General features: G+C 60.5%; 11 protein-coding genes and 1 pseudogene. 6 read left to right on the top strand and 6 right to left on the bottom strand.

The annotated features are described in order from the left end of the window. The first annotated feature begins 148 nt into the window (after positions 1–148). The 5 genes and pseudogenes from AKN84_RS11060 (at position 149) to AKN84_RS11045 (ending at position 6907) form a co-directional block, all read left to right on the top strand. Positions 149–1677: pseudogene (locus AKN84_RS11060) on the top strand (Wadjet anti-phage system protein JetA family protein). Further along, entirely contained in the window at positions 1667–2305 is a 639-nt protein-coding gene (locus tag AKN84_RS11055) for a DUF4194 domain-containing protein (RefSeq protein WP_050420736.1), read from the top strand. Before AKN84_RS11060 ends, AKN84_RS11055 begins: the two are co-directional and overlap by 11 nt. Next, positions 2302–4113: an ATP-binding protein gene (locus AKN84_RS48885; protein ID WP_244485024.1), complete on the top strand. Its 1812-nt coding sequence runs from the start codon at positions 2302–2304 to the stop codon at positions 4111–4113. The genes AKN84_RS11055 and AKN84_RS48885 overlap by 4 nt, the downstream gene beginning before the upstream one ends. After that, a complete protein-coding gene (locus tag AKN84_RS48880) occupies positions 4110–5735 on the top strand; it encodes an SbcC/MukB-like Walker B domain-containing protein (RefSeq protein ID WP_244485023.1) in 1626 nt (541 codons plus the stop codon). Before AKN84_RS48885 ends, AKN84_RS48880 begins: the two co-directional genes overlap by 4 nt. Positions 5736–5737: 2 nt before the next feature. After that, on the top strand, positions 5738–6907 hold the full coding sequence (locus AKN84_RS11045; protein WP_050420734.1) for a Wadjet anti-phage system protein JetD domain-containing protein: 1170 nt from the start codon (positions 5738–5740) through the stop codon (positions 6905–6907). Positions 6908–7597: 690 nt separating this feature from the next. On the opposite strand, the gene AKN84_RS11040 is transcribed toward AKN84_RS11045, so the two are convergent. The 3 genes from AKN84_RS11040 to AKN84_RS11030 form a co-directional block, all read right to left on the bottom strand. Then, on the bottom strand, positions 7598–9403 hold the full coding sequence (locus tag AKN84_RS11040; protein ID WP_244485022.1) for an ABC transporter ATP-binding protein: 1806 nt from the start codon (positions 9401–9403) through the stop codon (positions 7598–7600). A 571-nt stretch (positions 9404–9974) separates the two neighbouring features. Then, a complete protein-coding gene (locus AKN84_RS50335; RefSeq protein WP_347337320.1) occupies positions 9975–10523 on the bottom strand; it encodes a Ulp1 family isopeptidase in 549 nt (182 codons plus the stop codon). Positions 10524–10632: 109 nt separating this feature from the next. Next, positions 10633–10839 (bottom strand): hypothetical protein, encoded by a 207-nt coding sequence (locus tag AKN84_RS11030; protein ID WP_050420731.1) that lies wholly within the window; start codon positions 10837–10839, stop codon positions 10633–10635. 1166 nt (positions 10840–12005) lie between these two features. Between AKN84_RS11030 and AKN84_RS11025 the strand changes: the two genes are divergently transcribed. Next, a complete protein-coding gene (locus AKN84_RS11025; protein WP_050420730.1) occupies positions 12006–12908 on the top strand; it encodes a hypothetical protein in 903 nt (300 codons plus the stop codon). 904 nt (positions 12909–13812) lie between these two features. Here AKN84_RS11025 and AKN84_RS11015 read toward each other — a convergent pair. The 3 genes from AKN84_RS11015 to AKN84_RS11005 form a co-directional block, all read right to left on the bottom strand. Beyond that, positions 13813–16041, bottom strand: a complete 2229-nt coding sequence (locus tag AKN84_RS11015) for a hypothetical protein (RefSeq protein ID WP_050420728.1) — start codon at positions 16039–16041, stop codon at positions 13813–13815. Between the two features lie 600 nt (positions 16042–16641). Beyond that, a complete protein-coding gene (locus AKN84_RS11010; RefSeq protein ID WP_050420727.1) occupies positions 16642–16995 on the bottom strand; it encodes a hypothetical protein in 354 nt (117 codons plus the stop codon). A gap of 255 nt (positions 16996–17250) precedes the next feature. Then, complete coding sequence (locus AKN84_RS11005; protein ID WP_050420726.1) at positions 17251–18489, bottom strand: cytochrome P450; 1239 nt, start codon at positions 18487–18489, stop codon at positions 17251–17253. Between the last annotated feature and the right edge of the window lie 146 nt (positions 18490–18635).

The following is an 18635-nucleotide window of genomic DNA, read 5'->3' as shown; positions in this document are numbered from 1 at the left end:
TATATACGAACATACAGCGAACAAAACCCTTCTAGTTGCGAGTGCCTCGCGATACATCTCGACTGAAGTATTTCCCCAGTAGATCATGAAGTTAGGGGCAGGCAGCTCGCCCCTTTTCTGGATGACGCCGACTCTGGAGTGGTAGCGATTGTCCTTGTTCCGTCATTTGCATGACGAGGCTTTTTTGGCCTTCTCGCGCGATCACAAGCACCTGTACGCGGCTTGTCTGCTCGACCTCCTTGAACGCTTCTTTTCAGGCGCGCCGTCGTTCCCAACTCCGCAACAGGTCGTCCACGCGATCTACGACGTCATGCGCGCCAACCCGGGCCTCTGGAGCGAAGGCGATGACTTCGGCACCCTGCCGGAAATGATCTCGGCAGGTCGCCGCCGTATCCGGAAGGCCGACATCGCGCTCGCGTCCGAGAAGGGCGACAAGGCGCTCGGTCTGGCGCGGCAACTCTACGCGCGGCTGCTCGCCTGGGGTTGGCTTGAGGAGGAGGAATACGGGCTCCGTGTCACGGTCGACATGGCAATGGGACCGCTGCTCGTGATCCAGCGGCTCGCGAGCCTCAATAAGGATCTCTCGCAGCGATTCGGCGGCTTGATCGTGCAGATCCGCCTCAATCTCGAAGCCGTCGAAAAGCTGAGGCCCGAGATCACCGACCGCAAGCAGCGCGAAGCCGCGCTCGCTGTCCGCGAAGCACGCAACCAGGCCGACCAGTTTACCAAGAGCCTGCGGGCCATTCTGGCCGACCTGAAGCGGATCCGACGGACCGTCATGGAATCGAAGACAGTGGCTACCCGGCTGGAAGCTTCTTCGAGGAGTTCGTCGACCAGCTCCTGCTGAAGGATTTCGAGTCCATCCTCACCGTCAACCATCCGTACCGCTTCCGCGATGCCATCGTCGATCTCGCACGGCGAATCTCCTACACCCCGGACACCATGCAGGTCCTCGCCGAGGAGTACACCGCTTCCAGCATGGCCGCCGACGTCGAGGACGGTCGAATGGCGGCGGCCGACGATCTGCTCGCAATCGAAAACATCTTCGAACAGATCGGCGAGATGTTCGAACGGATCGAGGCCTTCCGCAGGCAGCTCGAAGCCCGGGTCCGCAACACCATCAAGTACGCCGAGCGCGGCGGGCAGGGACTCGTCGGCCGGGCCGGCGACCTGGTGCGGCGGCTGGACGCTCTGCTGCGAGACGGCAGGCACGACAGGGCGACCGTCGAGTGGAGCATCGAGCCGCTGCGGTCGCCCTGGTCGGAGCACCATCAGGCGCCAGCCAGGCAGCCGCGCCGCCCGGTCGAGGCGAAGGAGCTCGCCGGCCCGCCCTCGGACCCGTTGTACGAGCTGAGGAAGAAGCTCCGTCTTGAGTATATCGCTCGCATCGCGCCCCGGCCCGAGGATGTCAGACGATTCCTTGAGGGCCAGGTGCCGCCATTCGCGACCAAGGAAGCTCGCTTCATGGAAATCGACACCGTAGACGACTTCCTCGCCTTCGATTGCGCCCGCCGCTATGCGCTGACGGGCGAGGTTCCGCCGCAGGTCGCGGCCGGATTCGATCTGGAGCCGCGCCCAGACACGCCGCCACACGACAGCGAATGGCTGCGTTGCGCGAACTTCCTGGTCAGGCGATCCGGCAGGCTCCGGAAAGCGGAGGAGCTCCATGCTCAGTGAGTTCGAACACGTCGAGCGCTCCTTCGGTGCGGAAAAGGCAGCCGACCTCCGCAAAGCGCTGCACTTCCTGCTGCGGCGGCAGTTCGTGTTCGCGGGAGATCCCAGAACCGGAACCGTCTACAACATGATCATGGACGGCCGCTTCCGCAACGCGGTCGATGGCTTCTTCGATAGTTGCGGATACCGCGTCCATCGCGATCCGGAGGCGCAGTGGGCCGGCATCGTCGCCATGGACGAGGACGTGCCGCTGCCCCGGATGAAGCTCGACGAAACCATCGTCATTTTGGTGCTGGCAGCGTACTGGCAGCAAGAGGTGAACGTCGGAGCGGTCGAAGACCGGGCCGTCGTGGTCGCCACCTTGAATGACTTGTTCGACCGCTACCGCGAGATGGCGCAACACGGCGGCGGAGGCGCGATCTCGGCCGCCCGCTTCCGCGACATTCTGCGCGAGGCTGCCCAGCGCAGCCTTGTCGAGATCGGCGACTTCGACGACGAGCAGCGGGACTGCGAGGTCAGGATCCGCCCGATGATCAAGCTGATCAGCGGCGGCGACGCGCTGCAACGGCTCGAGCGCTACGTGCGCAGCGAGGAGGCCCGTTTTCCGCAGCCCGCGGGAGACGAGGCATGATGGAGCTACGCCACCTTACGATGGTGAACTGGCACCTGTTCGACGTCGCGGACATCGACGTGACGGGGCACGTCGGCGTGCTTGGCGAGAACCGTTCCGGCAAATCGACGATCCTCGACATGGCCCAAGTCGTGCTCACCGGCGGCAGCCGGCGGTTCCTGCGCCTGAACGCGGTCGCCGGCGACAGCGGAAAGTCGCGTAGTGGCTCGAAGCGCAGCGTCGTCGACTACTGTCTCGGCACGCTCGGCGAGGACCAGCGCCGGCGCGACGAGGCGCGCACCTACATCGCGCTCGGTTTTGAAGACACGGAAGGCGCGCGGCCGCCGGTCACAATCGGCATGGCGCTCGAGGCGCGGAAGTCAGACAGCAGGGAAACCGTGCTGGCGCTGTTCGTCACCGTCGGCGCCGTTCTAAGCTCCAAGGACTTCATCGAACAGCGAGGGAAGTTGCAGTTTCCGGCGCAGTGGGAAGACGTGCGCGCCCGGATCGTCGCGGTGGTTGGCGAAGGCAACTTCGTCAACCACCGCGATCGGGCCGGCGACTACGTCCGCGAGTACATGCGCCATCTCCTGCCGCATTCGCCCTACGGCGAGCAGAACGCAAGCGCCCTGCAAAAGTCGATCGTCAATGCGATGACGCTCGATCACAACCAGACGGCCACGCAGTTCGTGCGGAACTATATCCTCGAGGACAGTCCGATCGGGATCAAGGAGCTGCGCGAGTCGATCCAGACCTACCGCAATATCAGCGAAACGATCCGGAAAATGCGCCTCAGACTCGAAGCTCTGAGGGCACTTCGGGGGGTTCTCGCCGCACTCGAAGAGGCGCTTGAGACCAAGTTCAGGGAGGAGTGGATTTCCAAACGCGCGGCCTGGCTCGCGGCGCGGGCGATCAACCTGGACTTTAAGACCAAAAGGCGTACCGAGATGGCGCGCCGAGATGCCGCAGCAAAAGAACTCGAATTCATCGAGGAGGACGTCAAGGCCATTGATCAGGAGATCGAACGCCTGACGGCGGCGATCGCCGAGCACGACGCCAAGACCGGAAGAAAGTCGCTGCAGCAGAGCGCTGATGTGGCCGCGCAGGCGGCGCACCGCGCCTCGGCCGAGTTCAAGGCACGCCTGGATAACATCCGTCGCCTGCATCCGCTCCGGGCGATGTGTGCGGACTCTTTCGAAGACTTCGTCCCTGCGCTGGAGCGTCTTCTAACCGCCGCCGTCGGGGCAGACATAGCGGGCGTCTCAGACGAGCTCTCCGCGGCCGAGAAATCCTTCGCGACCAGCGGTGCGAAATGGCTGCCGAAGATCGACGAAGCGCGTCAGGCGATCATCGCGGAGCTTTCCGGGCTGCGAGTCCGGCGTGACGAGGTGCTCGAACGGGTCCGACAGCACGCCTCCGGAGGGGCGCGGGCCTATCTTGGCGACGATACTGAACTCCTCTGCCGAAGGCTCCGGCAGAAGGGAATGGCCCCGCGCGTGCTCTGTGACATCATCGAAGTCGCCGAACCCGAATGGGTGGGGGCCGCCGAGGCGCTCCTCGGCCGCGACCGGGAGGCGGTGTTCGTGGACAGAGCGGACATCAGCGCCGCCACGGCGATGTTCAAGGAAGGCCGCCGCGAGTTTCGCCACGCATCCCTCGTGAGCCTGAACAAGCTCGAGCAGTTCCGGGCCAAGCCGGAGCGCGGCAGTTTCCCCTCCATCTTCCGGAGCCAGGATCCGGACGCGATGGCGTTCATCATGCGCCGCTACGGCACGGTCCGTCTCGCCGACACGCTCGATCAGTTTAATAAGCCCGGCCGGCCATCATGAAGGACGGCCTCTACGACGATGGACTCGTCAGGACCCATCGCTGGATCGAAGCCTCGCAGCACAAGATCGGAAAGGCGGCCCAGGCGAACGCCCTGCGCTCCCTGCAAGATCAGGCCGAGGAACTGGATCGGCTCCTGGCCGACAAGAGCAAGGAGGCCCAAGCCGCGGAGCAGGCCTATGCCGCTCTGAAGAACATCTGTGAGGGGCGTGACGACCTGAAGACTTTCGCTGCGGCCTTCGCGGCCGCGCAGACCGAGATCGGCGAAGCCCATTCCAGGCTCGATGCGCTCGACGGCGCGGGCGACGGCGGCCTTCGCGACAAGAAGCGAGCGCAGCAGAAGCTGAAGGACAAGAGGCTCGACGAGAGAAAGACCCAGCAGAAGGCGTTTGGCGAGCATGACGGCGAACTCAGATCGGCCGAGAGGAGGCTCGGAGATGGGGAGAACGTGCCGGGCTCCGAGCTCAATCTCCGGGTCGCCCGGTCGATCTACCGCAAGGCCTTCCCGCTCTACTCCGCCGCGAAAGGCAGGCTCGTCTACCGCGAGCGCCTCGATGCCGCAGCAAAAGGCGGTTTTGCTGAGAAACACCGTGCCATCGCAGACAAGGCGGTTAAAGATGCCGACGCCTCGGACGTCGAGCGCGTCCGGATCGAGCGACGGGTCCGCGAGCTCCTTTACGATTACTTCGATCAGTTTGGGATGAGCTCGCAAGTTGGCGCCGAAAGCGAGCCGCTACGCGAGGTGAAGCCCTGGATGGAGCAGCTCATCTCGGATATCGAGTCCAACGAGCTGCGCCAGTACGAACGGCAGGCCCGAGAAGCGGCAGAAAAGGCCTCGACGCTGCTCCGCGGCGAGTTCATCAACGCGCTCACGGCCCGGATCGGCAAGATGGAGCGGGAACTGCAGTCGTTGAACCGTAGCCTCTACGCACATCCCTTCCACAACGAGAGATATTCGTTCCATCGCACCCAAGTGGTGGAATTCCAGCCCATCCTGAAGATCATCGAGATCGCCAAGACCTCTCCGGAGGCGCTCGACATGCTGTTCCGGGGCGATGCGCCCGATGACTTCCCGCACAAGGATACGATCCTTGCACTCGAGGCGCTGCTAGAGGATCCCGACAAGGACTTCACCCAGTTTGAGGACTACCGCAATTTCTACACCTTCGAGATCCACATGGAGGATGTCGCTACCGGCCGCTCGACCCGCTGGGAGCAGCGGCGCGGCACCGGATCGGGCGCCGAACAGCAGGTCCCCATCTACGTCGCCATCGGCGCTTCGCTCGCCGGCGTCTACGGCAGCGCCGAGCATCGTACGGGCAAGCCCGCCGGCTTCGCTCTCGCTATGTTCGACGAGGCCTTCTCGAAAATGGATGGCAAGAACCAGCGGCAGATGATGAGCTTCTATAAGAATCTCGGACTCCAATTCGTGATCGCGGCGCCGTTCGAGAAGCGGGTCGCCGTGCTCGAGCACATGGATACGATCGTGGAAGTGGACCGCATTGGCGAGCAGTCCAGAGCCACCGTGGTGCAACTGAAAGAGAAGGCCAAGCGCGAGCTGATGGCCATCGATCCGGACCTGATGTCCGAAGATGAGCTCGCCAGCCGTCTGGCCGCCGAGTAGCCATGGCGCGGCGTTTCACGGACGCGAACGGCCTCTTGAATGACCTGCTCGATCGCTTCGAGGCCGGCGCGGCGAGCCCGATCGCCCACCCGGATTATGCCGCCTTCGCCTCGGTCGTCGCGGCGGACGCCTTCCTCAAACAGATCAGGGAAGCCGAAGCTACCGGCGCGGTGTCCGTTGGCTGGGGCCGAGGCGTCAAGCGGGATCAGGTCGCACACGTGCGGCTGGCCTCGGCGGAGATCCTATACCGATATCTCGACCGCACCCCCGCGTCGCGGATTGCGCAGGACGCTGCGGCAAGGCTTGCCGCCGGATCGGCGCTGCGCGACTCTCTGAAGAACAGCGCTTCCCAAATCGCCGAGGTCTGGGGACGGGGGAAGACGTGGCACGGATTCGCTTCGTCCGACGTCGAGATGCTGCGCGACGCCTTCGTTCTCGCCCAGGCCATCCTGGACAACAAGCATCTCGATGTCGACTACAAGACCTTCTCGCGACGGACGGTGGGTCACAGCAAGACGCTCGAACGCATCGAGGGTGCGGTCGTGCGGCTCCTGAGCGGCATCCTGGAGTTTCCACCCGGCGCGCGGCCCCGCGAGGCACTGCGGGCAATCGGACTGGAACGCTTCGCGCCACCGCTGCTGGTCGCAGGAAAAATCGACCTCGAGGGAGCCGACCTCTCCAGGATTTCTCCACATTATCTCGGAATCACTCCCAAGGAAGCAGATCGCGTCCGTTTTCGGGAGCCGCCGGCGTACATTCTGACGATCGAAAACTTCGCAAGCTTCAACCGGCACATTGCCGAGGCGGACCCCGGTCGACTGGGAACGACGATGTACGTCGGCGGTTACCCCTCGCTCGCCACCCAGCAGGCGCTGCGGATGATAGCAGGGTCGGTATCCGAACAGACGCCAATCTTTCATTGGTCGGACATCGATCCCGACGGGACCTGGATATTCCACACCATCGAGCGCGCCATCGGCCGACCGATCCGCCCCCACCTGATGAGCGTCGAAATTGCCGAGCGCTCGGGACAAGTGCCGTCCAAAAAATCCGCACCCGCCAGATGCTCACCAGAGTCCGGTATCGCGCGGCTGGCAGCGTACCTGGCAGAAGATGGAGCCAAGACGCTTGAGCAGGAAGAACTCGATCCCGTTTTGCCAGAGCTTCGTTAGAAAATCCGTGTCGGTGTGAGGCCGACATCGCGCCGTCCGCAGTTCAAGGATCTCGGCCGGCGATGGTTGAACAACACCTGTGATCGGCAAAGCGGACGCCATGAGTAAGGCGGCTGCTTGCCGGGATCGAAAAACGCCGTCGGCACGCGCTCGACACGCCCCTAAGCACCGCCTGCTCTCCGGAAGAGATCGCGTCCACCGTTTTTCCTGAGTTGCATACCCACCCTCGTGGTCAAGCGCATGCGTGCAAGGGCGGCGCCTGCGATCCGGGTGACGGCGCAGGACCATGTCCATCTCGCCGATGCCCGCGAAGGCGTCGTGGCCGATGTTGCCGTCCGGACGCAAGTGATGGGTAGTGGGGCGATGTCTTGCCTTGTCGACGAGCTCATCAATCGCGACACATATGCGCAGAATTCCGTCTGGTGCAGCCTGAATTCAGGACGAAGGAGTCTGTTCCGACCGCAAGCCGGCCGATCGCCAACTTAAGCCCGCCCCTGCCGCCTGGCGTCGCAGATTGGCAATCGGCACCCTGGAATACTTCACGTCTACCGGAGCACAGGGCCCCGATTCCATCATAGATGCCGAGGATGCTCTCTATGACGTGGGTAGCTCCTTGAACAGCGAAGGCATCTCGTCCGGCGATGCACCTTCTGTGCGGCGTCAACGCGCCGGGCCGATCATTCACTTCGCCTATGTCACTGACAAGCCGCAGTCGGTCAGGTCGACCACGACGTCACTTGTAGAAACGACGCCCTTGCGGTGAGTGATCGCCAGCACGGTCACATCTTTGGCTAGCGTACGGATATGGTTCATAATGTCCTGCTCGGTTTCTTCGTCGAGCGCGGAGCTGGCCTCGTCAAGAAGAAGGATCGCCGGCTCGCCATAAAGCGCGCGGGCAATAGCAATACGCTGGCGCTCCCCGCCGGAAAGCTTCAAACCACGTTCTCCAACGGCTGTATCAAATCCTTCAGGCAAGGCCTCGATCAAGGGGAGAATAGCGGCTTTTTCCGACGCAGCACGAAGGCGCACTTCGTTGCGGGGCCGCCCTAGCAGGATGTTGTCGGCTAGCGACTCATTGAGCAACATCACGTCCTGCGGCACGACAGCAACTGCGGCATACCAATCCGCGCGTTCGATGCCCGCTATATCGGTTCCATCTACCAGAATACGACCGCGGTCCGGTTCAATCGATTTCAAGACGAGCCTAAAGATTGTCGATTTTCCAGATCCCGATTCACCGACAAGGAAGGTGATCCCACCCCGCCCAGCCACAAACGAGACGTTCGTAACGCCACGACCGTTGTCGTAGGCGTAACCAACGCCCTCGAAAGAGAGCTGGCCACCGGAGGGCGTGAAATCTTGAGCGTGAGATGGTCGCCGCTCTTCGGGTGCGGCCCATAGTCTAGCCAGAGGGATGAGGTCGGCTCGCGACCGCGCCGCGTCAGAGATGGCACGCGCAACCATCTCGAATGGCATATTGAGCTGGAGTAAAAGCGTGTTGAATAGCACCATATCCCCGATGGTGACCGCCCCGACCTGGTATTCAGGTATGAGAAGGAGAAACGTGACCGCAAATTGTAGCGCGACGGCTGGGCCGAGCACGGCGATGTAGGCAACGCGTTGCAACACATAGGCGCGCCAGTTATCACGCACCTCCCGCGCCGTCATCGTAAAGCGCTGGCTCATCCAGGAATGACTGCCGAAATAGCGCAGGGTGTCCATGGAGCTCATGACGTTGCCAACGAAACGCGCATTGTCCTGTCCGGCTTCTCTGGCTCGTTCCAGGAACACGTACGCCCGACGCGTGGAACTCCACGTCAATGTAATCAGGACTGCCCCATAGACGACGACGATTGCAGCGATCTGGATATTGAGGAGCGCGCCGAGAGTAACGAACGTAAGTAGAAGTTGTGTTGCAGCAGGGATGAAGACCACGATCCCAAGCTGGACCAAAGCCGTCAGGGCGCTGCGCCCGCGCGCGGCCGCATTCTGTATTTCTACGGGATTGTGCTCAAGAAAAAAGGCTGCGGTTTTCCTCAGGATGCGATCAAAGAAGCCCGTTGCAGCGATGAAGCCCAGGTTCTCGGCTGTCATGAAGGACAGATACTGCAGCATGCGCTGCAATGCGGAGGCTACCCCAAGTAGGACCGCATAGCCTGCGAACCCCCACGCAAGCACCGACATGTCTTCCTCGCGCGGGAGACGGTCAATGAGACACGAAAATACATAGGGCGTTGCGACGCTGGTCGCGCTTGAGATCAGCACTACTGCGACAACGACGAGAAGCAACCACCGGTCGGAGCGCCAGTACGCATGCAAAATTTCGGAAACCGGTGATAACGTGCTGCCGTTCGACATATCTAGCGGATAGAGGAATGGGCTTTGCTTAGGTTGAAAGAGCCGACATAGCCCTTTCGCACGATGATTCCATGCGAGCGCATGAAGATGCTCGATGAGGCCTCGCCAGACTTTCCGTTTACCATTGCTTGGCTTCAAATCAATCGATCCAGCACGGTCATCAACTCACCAAGGCTGGTAGGTTGTCGTCCGCCTTCTCACATGAGAGATCATGTTTTGTGGCGGGGTGGCTAAACGCCAGCTGCGAATTTTGCGATTCTTGTTTGGCGATTGCGAACTCGACGGAGCGCTATGGGATTCACCTTGAAGCGCGCCGAGGCAACGTTAGGCAGGACGTTTTAACTCAACGATTTTAGCCGCGGTTAAATCTCGTCCCGGCCTTGGTGACAAAGTGGACCTCAGCAGTGCGCGTTGCCTAATCGTTGTTAAGCACCCTGTCCTTATCCGCGCGATCCCAAAGCTCCGGTGGGCGAAACTTGAACAGCTTCAGAGACAGGAACGCAACGGCTTTGATCAAATCGCAGTTGGCTTGGCCTCCGAACGGAGCCGGACGCACACATGTGCTCGGTAAGTTTTGATCTTTACCGGCAGGCGAGCCTTGGAGGCTTAGGGCGAGATAAATGTATCCGGGCGTTCTGAAGTTCGCGGCTATATTGGAAAGTATGGCACCCGGTGTGCTCAATCGGGAACACCGAGTAGCGACGTCCGCCTACATCGTCCGCCTGCCTCTTTGCCTTTGGCGGACCGATTTCGGAGTTGTCGGGATGCTCGCACGCGCGACGCGATCCAGCGCACTTCTTTTCCTGTCCACAGTGCTCCTCACAGACCGGCTGGCCGCGTCACCAAGAGCAGATCCAGCCAGCTCGACCAGGCGAAGCCTCATATGGGACGCGCCGAGTCGCCGGCGAGTCAAGACCGCGTTCAGCCTCTCAGACGGCTCTGCAGTGCCCCGCCGATCGACGACGAGGTTCCTAAGGTTCAGGTCTGGCTGCGGACCTGCCGCGAATCGACTGACCAGTGCCCGGGTGCCATCAACCACGAAGACGCCGCAGTCATACTCATTCCTCTGCTGGCTTATGGGCGCGTCTTGCAGGTTGGCCCCGACTCGTTCAGCGATCGTTGCTGCGAGTCTGTCATTATATCCTAGAACTGAGTCATAGTGATAGGCAACCAGCCGGCCTCGAACGCGGCGATCCACCAGCAGAAACGACCAATGGGAGCCACGGCGATTGAGGTCTGTAGCGCTAGCATCATTCACCGGCAAGAACAGGAAATCGGCTATAGCCGGAGGAGGAGGAGGACGCGGCCGCCGTCCAGCGAGTGGCCGGCGCCTCTATCCTCGTTCTATGCTTGGTTGTCTTCCGTCGTTAGTGCTGCACGCACGACGGATCGGTCAAACAGAAAAATAAGTCGCAGATACCATCCAACGGGTAATCCGCGCATTGAGGATATGACGTATCGGCTACCTGCACCTTGGTGGCGACCGGTTGGGCGGCAACCTCAGCAACAAAGGTCGGCACCGCCGCCGTTCCAAGCGCGAGGGCGCTCGCAGTCACAATCACGAATTTTTTCATTCTAGAGTCGCTTCCCTAGGTTGGCCCCAGCCCGTCCATCACGTCTATATGACCGCACCGCAAGTGGTAAAATTGATTTTCTTGATTGGGTCTATCTACGGAATGGATACGTTCGGATATCTCGGCAGGACCTCGCCTTAAGTCAATCGGAGTCAGCGGAGCCGTTTATGCTCGAGCTCTCGCCCAGCCATCGAAGCTATCGATGCAGCTGTCGAAGCAATCGAAGCACCCTCGTTTGTTGATCATGGCTCACTGTGCGTTGCAATGGTTGGAACCGCGCGGGTTTCCCGACGACCCCTGCGTCCCCTTGCGATAGTGAATACGCGATTTCTTCACGGCCGATACGACGATTATGGGGATCGCTCTGGTTCCTCTTTGTTATGGCTGCGCTGCAGACCACACCGCAAGGCTTGCTCGGCTGTAGTGCCAAGTCCGGCTGGCAGTTCAACGTCTCGGTCGCAGCGCCTTAGCGTTGGAAGCTTAAGCTATTCGCCGTGTGTTGCGGATGCCTGGCTCGAAGTTGCGCCGCGCGGGTCTTGTTCGCCACCAATGCCCTGCGTGCCCACGCGAATCCTCGCGCTCCGTCAGGAATCCTTGCAGAGCACAATCTGCTTCCACGCAACCCCAAGCGGTCACGAGCCCGACGGCTGTGACAAGATCGGCTATTCGGACCAGAGCCCGCGTCTCGAGCGGCACTTTCGGGACATCGATTCACGATCGATGCAAGCCTGCCTCGGCAGCCTTCCTTACGCAACTCAAGCTCAGGATCGTTGCGCCTCCGCCGGGCTGCGTCTGCCGGCCTTTCGCACTGCCGGATTTAGCGACGATGGCGCCATCTCGCCAAAGTCAGCTCTGCGATGAACAATGGACGGCCGGCACAGTCGCAAGGGCTGGATATTCTTCAAGCAATGAAATTCGTCAGCTGATCGACAGCTAAACCCTCTAGCATGATACCATCTCTATCCGGACAAGGCTGGGCTTGATGGGCTCATAATCTGGAACAGAAGAAGGAGCTGGATCCCCTCAACATACCGCCCCGTCGAGAACCAGATCCGCTTCCGTTTTATAGCCGTTTGTGCACTTCTCGGTTTCCGACCCTCGCGACTCGCTCAAATTGGATCAACTTGTCCGATTGATATCGACAAGGCTACCAAAGGGAAAATGGAATGAACCCGTTTGACAATATCGGCCCGTCTGCGGCTTTTACGAATTACGTCGAGCCGCAACAGGAAGAAACGGGGCAAGCAGACTTTGAGCAGCGGCTTGGAGAGCCTCAGCCAATCCTCCAAACATCAGATGGGGCCGGATCGTCCCGGACTGACACGAAAGGCAATTTGAGAGCGCAGGCTATTCAGGGGAACGAACGGTGCGCAGCTGCATCCTTTATCAGGACGCGCGCTCGGCTTGCCGCGACGCTGACCTGCGCAACCGTTGCGGAACTCAGAAGAGAAATCGAACTCGCGGCGCAAAAATCGGCACGATGGTCAAAAGCAACTGGGCCATCAGCCGGCGGCGTCGATAGTGGCCGCGTTTACGACGAGGTGGTGGCATCGTCGTACGCTGAGCTGCAGCGCTTTCAAAATCACGCCAGCCATTGCAAGCCACATGTACTGGACCGTCAAAGCGCGATGGACCATCTGCGTTCCATGGCGGCTTTGCGTTACGACGCCGCCCCCTGGAATATTTGGGGAGGCCAACAACTTGATCTGGGTCGCGCAGCGGCAGCGCACATGAGAGGGGACACTTATTCTTCGCCTTTTGTATCACTGTCCGAGGAGGCCTCACAACTGCTCCTGTCGCCGGACGATGACAACGAGTATGGCGGCAAAGCAATTGCGGAAAGCGCGAACGAGTTGCACACCTACACGGTGCCACGGGTCACCACCTGGACGGCCGAAGAGATCGTCAGTATCCTTGAGGACGGGACTGAGAATGATGAACCCAATCTTGCATGGGTGAGCGATACCCCAACCGAGGAGCACGAGGTACTATTTCTGGGCGGGAATCTGGATGACTATCGGACCGCTAGCGAATCGAATCCGTACAGAAAGTCAGAGACGAGAGGCTGAGGCTAAAGGGTGCGAGAAAGCGCGACATCTCTTGTCGCGCTGCTCGGAAGCAGCGTTCTGCGGCATCTATAATGCCTGATCTGAGTGGCCAGCGGGGGAGTTGGTCGGGTAGCGCACGTCGACCATCAAAGTGTCCGCCGAGATCTGTACCGTCTTCAAATTCGTCGCACTTGTCGTCGGAGGAAAAGCGAGGCATTTCGCTCGCCGATAGGCCAATATGGCCCCGTTATAGTCGCCAGAGCTCCACGCTCGAGTCCGCAAAGGCCAGCAGAGCACAACGAGCTTCCCGCCACGCCGACGCGGTCGTGGCCGTCACAGGATCAGTGTTTGCAGAGAAGCAGCTCCGCCCTCACCGGCTGGGACACTCGGAAGAACGAAAAGCCTCAGCACCTTCTGGGGGCCTGGAGGCCGGGATGCTGCGGCTCTCGTCGCCTTATCCAAGTGAAGCAAACGGACAGGCGGGCTCATTGTGCATTGCGAAGTCGATTCGTCAAACCAGAGCGCATCGTTTTCTTTTGGCATGCCAACCATCCGAAGCAATCCCTCTGGAGGTTTACTTGTCAGTTGGCGGCGCACATGCAGGCCTTTCGCAACGAGCGCGACGACATCCGGCCGTATCGTCTTCGGGATCACGCACATGTTTCTCCGGCTGCCGCGCTCAGCGGCTGGCTTTCGGCGCCACCAATGGCGTCATGTGAGAGCTTACTTGCCCGTGATCGAAAATGATCCGGCGCTCCGGCCGACGAGCCTCTCGTGGATTTGGTGCGTGTTCTCTTCCTCCGAGCTCCACCCGTTGGGGAGGTGGAACCTGAAGAGCCCGGTGCGGCTCAGGTAATCCGCCGAGCCGACCTGGAGGCATGAAAGCTGCCATCGAACGACATACTGCCGCAAGACAAGAAGCTCACTAGATTCCCAGTCGCCCCATCTGCGCTGACACGTGCCCAGCATCGGAAAGGTGGTACAACGCCTGGCCGCCAGCTGCGGTGCTCAACAATAACTTGCAAAACGCAGGTGTGAGCTTGCCGCGGTGGATCACGACGTTGTTGTGCCCCTCGGCGGCTCGAGCGTTCTGCCAGTGCCGATTATAGCCGCGCTGTTCATCGGACTTCACGTGGCAAGCTGCGAAGTCACGGTCCCCCAGCATTGGCAATTGCCAGGCATGTACCGGCCGCTTGGTATGGATGTGCACCCACATCGGGCTTGGCCTCGCACCACTGCTCAGCGCCTTGGGCTGCAGCTTGACCTCGAACAGCTTCCCTGGCTCTCCCTGCAAGGCGCGCGGTGGATCGACTGGCGCCAATTCCCCCGCCGCCCGCAATTGTTCAAGGTACCTTTGCGACGGAAACGCATAGGTCTTCATGCAATCGCTCGTGATTGCCGCCTTTCGCACGCTCAATGAGTTTGCCTGCCCCTGCACCTCGGACCGCATCGCCTTGAGCCGAAATATTTTTTCGTGCACTTCGGGCACTTGCACCGGCGTGAGCAGGCCCCGGCGGCGAGGCTCCTCCAGCGCGACTACACAGGCCTCAATCTCGGCAGCCTGTGTCTGCAAGCGCTTACTGACGAGATCCAAGACGTGGTCGGCGTCCTCGGGCTTCATCTGGCGCGCTTGCGAGATGGCACTTTGCTGAGCCGGCAGATCGAATTGCACCAGCTCGTCCAGTCGCTCGAGTAATCCCGCCAGCGCTTTCCTGGAGGGCGGAGCCTGCCACATCTGGAGGTGCTCGGTAGCAGAGGTTGACGCGCTCGCGCGTGCCTCCTCCGCGGTCGCGAGTTTTTTGGTACCGAGGTCCGAGAGCACGATAACCTTGCCGGTCGGGGCCGTGGCCGCATCGGGCCTGGCGAGTTGCGGCTCGGGCGGGCGCGCCGTCGAACTCCCCTCGCCTGCGGCCGCTGCGCGCCTTCCTTTACCCTTTCTGCGCGCTCTGCCGCTTTCGCCCACCATGGCGGTATTTTCCGGCAGCGCAGCCCAAGCCGGCGGTTCAATTGTGGCTGCCAACTTTGGCTGCACTGCCAGCAACCGCATGACTTCGTTCGCCGTAAGCCACGCACTTTCAACGATCTGGTCCAGCAACTGCAACGGAAGGTCAGCTCCTGATCCGGCTTCCCTCAGCGTGGCAACCATGGAACTCACCCCTGAAGCGAATTCCGAAAGCCGCTCCATGACACCTTCCAGAACGGCGCGATGCTCGGCGTCGAGCGGTGCCCCGTTGCTGTTCAGAACGGCATGGCCGGTCGAGACGAATGCTGGAAAAACATCTTCGATGAAGGTCCCGAGCAGACGCACCCGCCCGTTCTCGTCCATGAGGGATTCGTGCGCGTCTGGTTCCAACGTGCTCGCTTGCGAGTCAATCAAGAGCTCCGCGAGAGCTATGCGGGTTTGCAGATACATGCACTTCGTATTGAGCGCATGGCCGGTATGCAGCCTTAATGCGTCCTCTTCGGCCTTGCGCATCGCGGGCGTAGCGCTTGGCAAGTCCGCAGTAGCTGCGCAGACGGATTGCATCCGCTCCAAGCGCAGTGTCTTCTTTCCCCACCACTCCATGTGGGCCGCATAATGTTCCGCCACGCTTGCAACCGAGCGGCTCAGCTGGTGGGGCGTTGCGGTGCCTTTCAACCTCTCGAGGCATCTCAACGCTTCTGTTCTCTTCTTCTCCAGTTGGTCAACAATCTGCCTGGCCACGGTGTTACATTGGGTGGCTGCGTCAAGCACGTCATCGCGGAGAAGGCGGGCCCGATCGTCGGGCAGAATGCGACGCGCCAAATTTGGGGGCAGATCGGCGTAGTAGTCCAGAGCTGCTGAGCCTGCCCTGACGACTTGGTCGATCAGCTCTTGCGCCTCGGGCAAGTCCCGGGCGCGCATGGCCGCTTGACGACAAGTTTCAAGCTCCTCAAGGAGACTCTCCAATCTTTGCTTTGCTGCTCTGATCTCGTGCCGCGTTGGCGCCACCACATCTGAATCTGGTGGCTGGCTCGCGAGCGGCACGGCCCGCTCCTCCGGCCCGGAGCGCATCCGTTCCACGACGGCGTCGAAGGATTGACTGCGTTCCCCCGGGACGACGCCGAGTTCCCCGGTGCTGTCGGCTGCTGCCGCCCCAACATGCGATTTCCCGGATCGGCCAATGCCCGTCATGCTTTATCTCCGATTAAGTCGACGATGTGCAGCCTGTCTGGATAGACCGCTTGGCTGACGAGTAGCTGACCAAGAGCGGTCTCCAGGGATGCGCAAAAAAGCGTATGTCGCCTGTGGTTTCATTTCCCGTCGCAGCTCCTGTGTTGCTGAAGTGCGGGGATGACCGCGTGTGTTGCCGGATAGTCAGCTGAAGCACATGACCGCGGAGTGACCTGTCCTGGTCGTGATCTGCTTTGCCGAATGCGACAGTACCGGCCGCGAGGCGATCCGTGATCATCCTGCCTCCTGACCAGTGCACACGAACTGGACGAAGCCATCCAAATGCTGGAGAACACCAGGCAACGCTGTGGTCAGGCAGAAATTGGCCAGCGACGATTGATCAAGACCTACGGCCGCCCCGCACGCGTCTCACTATCCGGCAAGGAGGCTTCGAGAAGAGTTTACGAAGCCAGCGACCACGCACCGCCCCTGATGAAGCGTAGAAAGCCGATCAGCAACAACATTAGCCCCGGCCGAAGCGAGCAGAACCGACGGCGCGCAGGTCTTTTGCAACTACATCTCGGCGAAGCTGGTACCCATCCAGGCTCAGTCAGATCAGCCTCATAGACATACGGCAGCGAGCGTACCAAGCGCACCGAGCATCAACCCGATCAGCGAACCGGTCGTCGGAACGTCTCTAAAGAGGAGAAGAGTGAGTATCGGCTCCACCACCAGAATAGCTCCCACCGATATTGCGACAATGATCCAGATATTCTTCAGATGCATGTAGCCCAGCGCGTATCCGAAAACGAGAAGGATGCCACCGAAAGATATCAGGAGAAACATCGGCAGGAGCATTGTCACATCCCCGCCGGCCTTTCCAAACCGCCTTGAGGCAATCAACTCGGCGATGATCGAAATCGCTTCTCCAAGGAAAATCGCTGCCACCGCTACAATCTTCAATATCAAGCTCATCGGCTGTCCATGGCGGCCCGGATATGGGGAATTGGAGGGCACCGTTGGCGTTGCTTTTTCGCTTGTCCGGCGCCTGCACGGCGCCGGGCCGGCTCACCTGTCGCTCCTTACGCGGGCTCGTCAACGCCTGCCTGATTGCCGACCGGCTCGCGACATGCAGCGATTGCAAGCCGCTTTCGCTAGCGGCGTCAACGAATGCGGTTCAAGACGAGCCCAACCGCACCGCGTGCCGCCTGCCGCCGACGCGATCAGGGACTAGGCTGCAATCCGCACTGGGAGTGAGGAATAGCCGTGCACGAAATTAGATGCGATTCGCTCGGGTTCGCCGACAACGCTTACGTCTAGCCCTGCACGCAATATTTCGTCCCAGAGGATATTCAACTGCAGTTGTGCAAGATGCCGACCAACGCACCGATGGATACCAAATCCGAACGATAGATGCTGCCGCACATTCTTGCGGTCGATCACAAAGCTGTCGCCATTCTCGATGACTTCTTCATCCCGGTTGCCAGAGATATACCACATGACGACCTTGTCGCCCTTGCTGATCTGCTTGCCACCCAGAATGCAATCTGCCGCCGCGGTGCGGCGCATATGGGCGATTGGTGTCTGGTATCGAATAATCTCCGACACGGCGCTCGACACGAGCGCAGGGTTATCGCGCAGTTTTCGCAGCTCGCCGGGGTACTGATTCATGAATAAGACGCCGCCGGTCATCGAGTTGCGGGTGGTGTCATTGCCTCCGACAATCAGCAGGATCAGATTGCCGAGAAACTCATCCGGCTTCATATGGCGCGTGTCGGGCGAATGTGCCATCAAAGAAATCAGGTCCAGGCGCGGCTCGGCATTAATGCGCTCGTTCCAAAGTCGCGTGAAATACTCAAGACATCCGGACAGGATTGTCCTTCGCTTTTCCCAGCTGTCGATGGCATGGCCGGCTCTCGGAGCTGTAACAGCTACATCTGACCAATAGGTCAGGAGCCGTCGGTCTTCGAAGGGAAAGTCGAAGAGCGTGGCAAGCATCTGCGTCGTCAGCTCGATCGAGACCATATTCACCCAATTGAACGGATCATTGCGCGGCAACCCGTCCAGAATCACCCTGACCCGCGAGCGGATCAGGCTTTCAAACTTCGCCAGGTTATCCGGTGCAACTATCGGACTTACGGTATTGCGCTGCCCGGCGTGTTTTGGAGGACCCATCTTAATGAAGCTCGGGGTCCAGTGCTCGTCAGGCACATCGACGATCGTGACACCCTGTTCTGACGAGAATGCCTTATGGTTTGTATCCACCGCGACAATATCGCGGTACTTCGTGACGGACCAATAGGGGCCATAGCAGCTGTCTTGGCAGTAGTGAACTGGATCCTCCCTTCGCAACCGCTCGAAGTACCCCCATATGCTATCATCCTGAAATCGCTTGGCTTCGCTAACATCCAGCTTGCTCAGCGGGATACTCGACGCCTCATCGGCTCTACGTGCCGATCTCGCTTTCATGATAGTCTCCGCAGATTTTGTTCATTCGAGAGCATACGGGTCCGCATAGTCGCTCTCCACGACCGCCCTGATGTGTTGGCTGCGAGCATGTCCTCGCTCCAACAGAGTATCTCAAAGCGCGAGCCGGCCTCTCCTACCATTTCTGG

It is taken from the genome of Bradyrhizobium tropiciagri, assembly GCF_001189845.1.
Classification (GTDB): domain Bacteria; phylum Pseudomonadota; class Alphaproteobacteria; order Rhizobiales; family Xanthobacteraceae; genus Bradyrhizobium; species Bradyrhizobium tropiciagri.
Note: the sequence above shows the minus strand (reverse complement) of the source record. Positions and strands in the feature narration are given on the sequence as shown.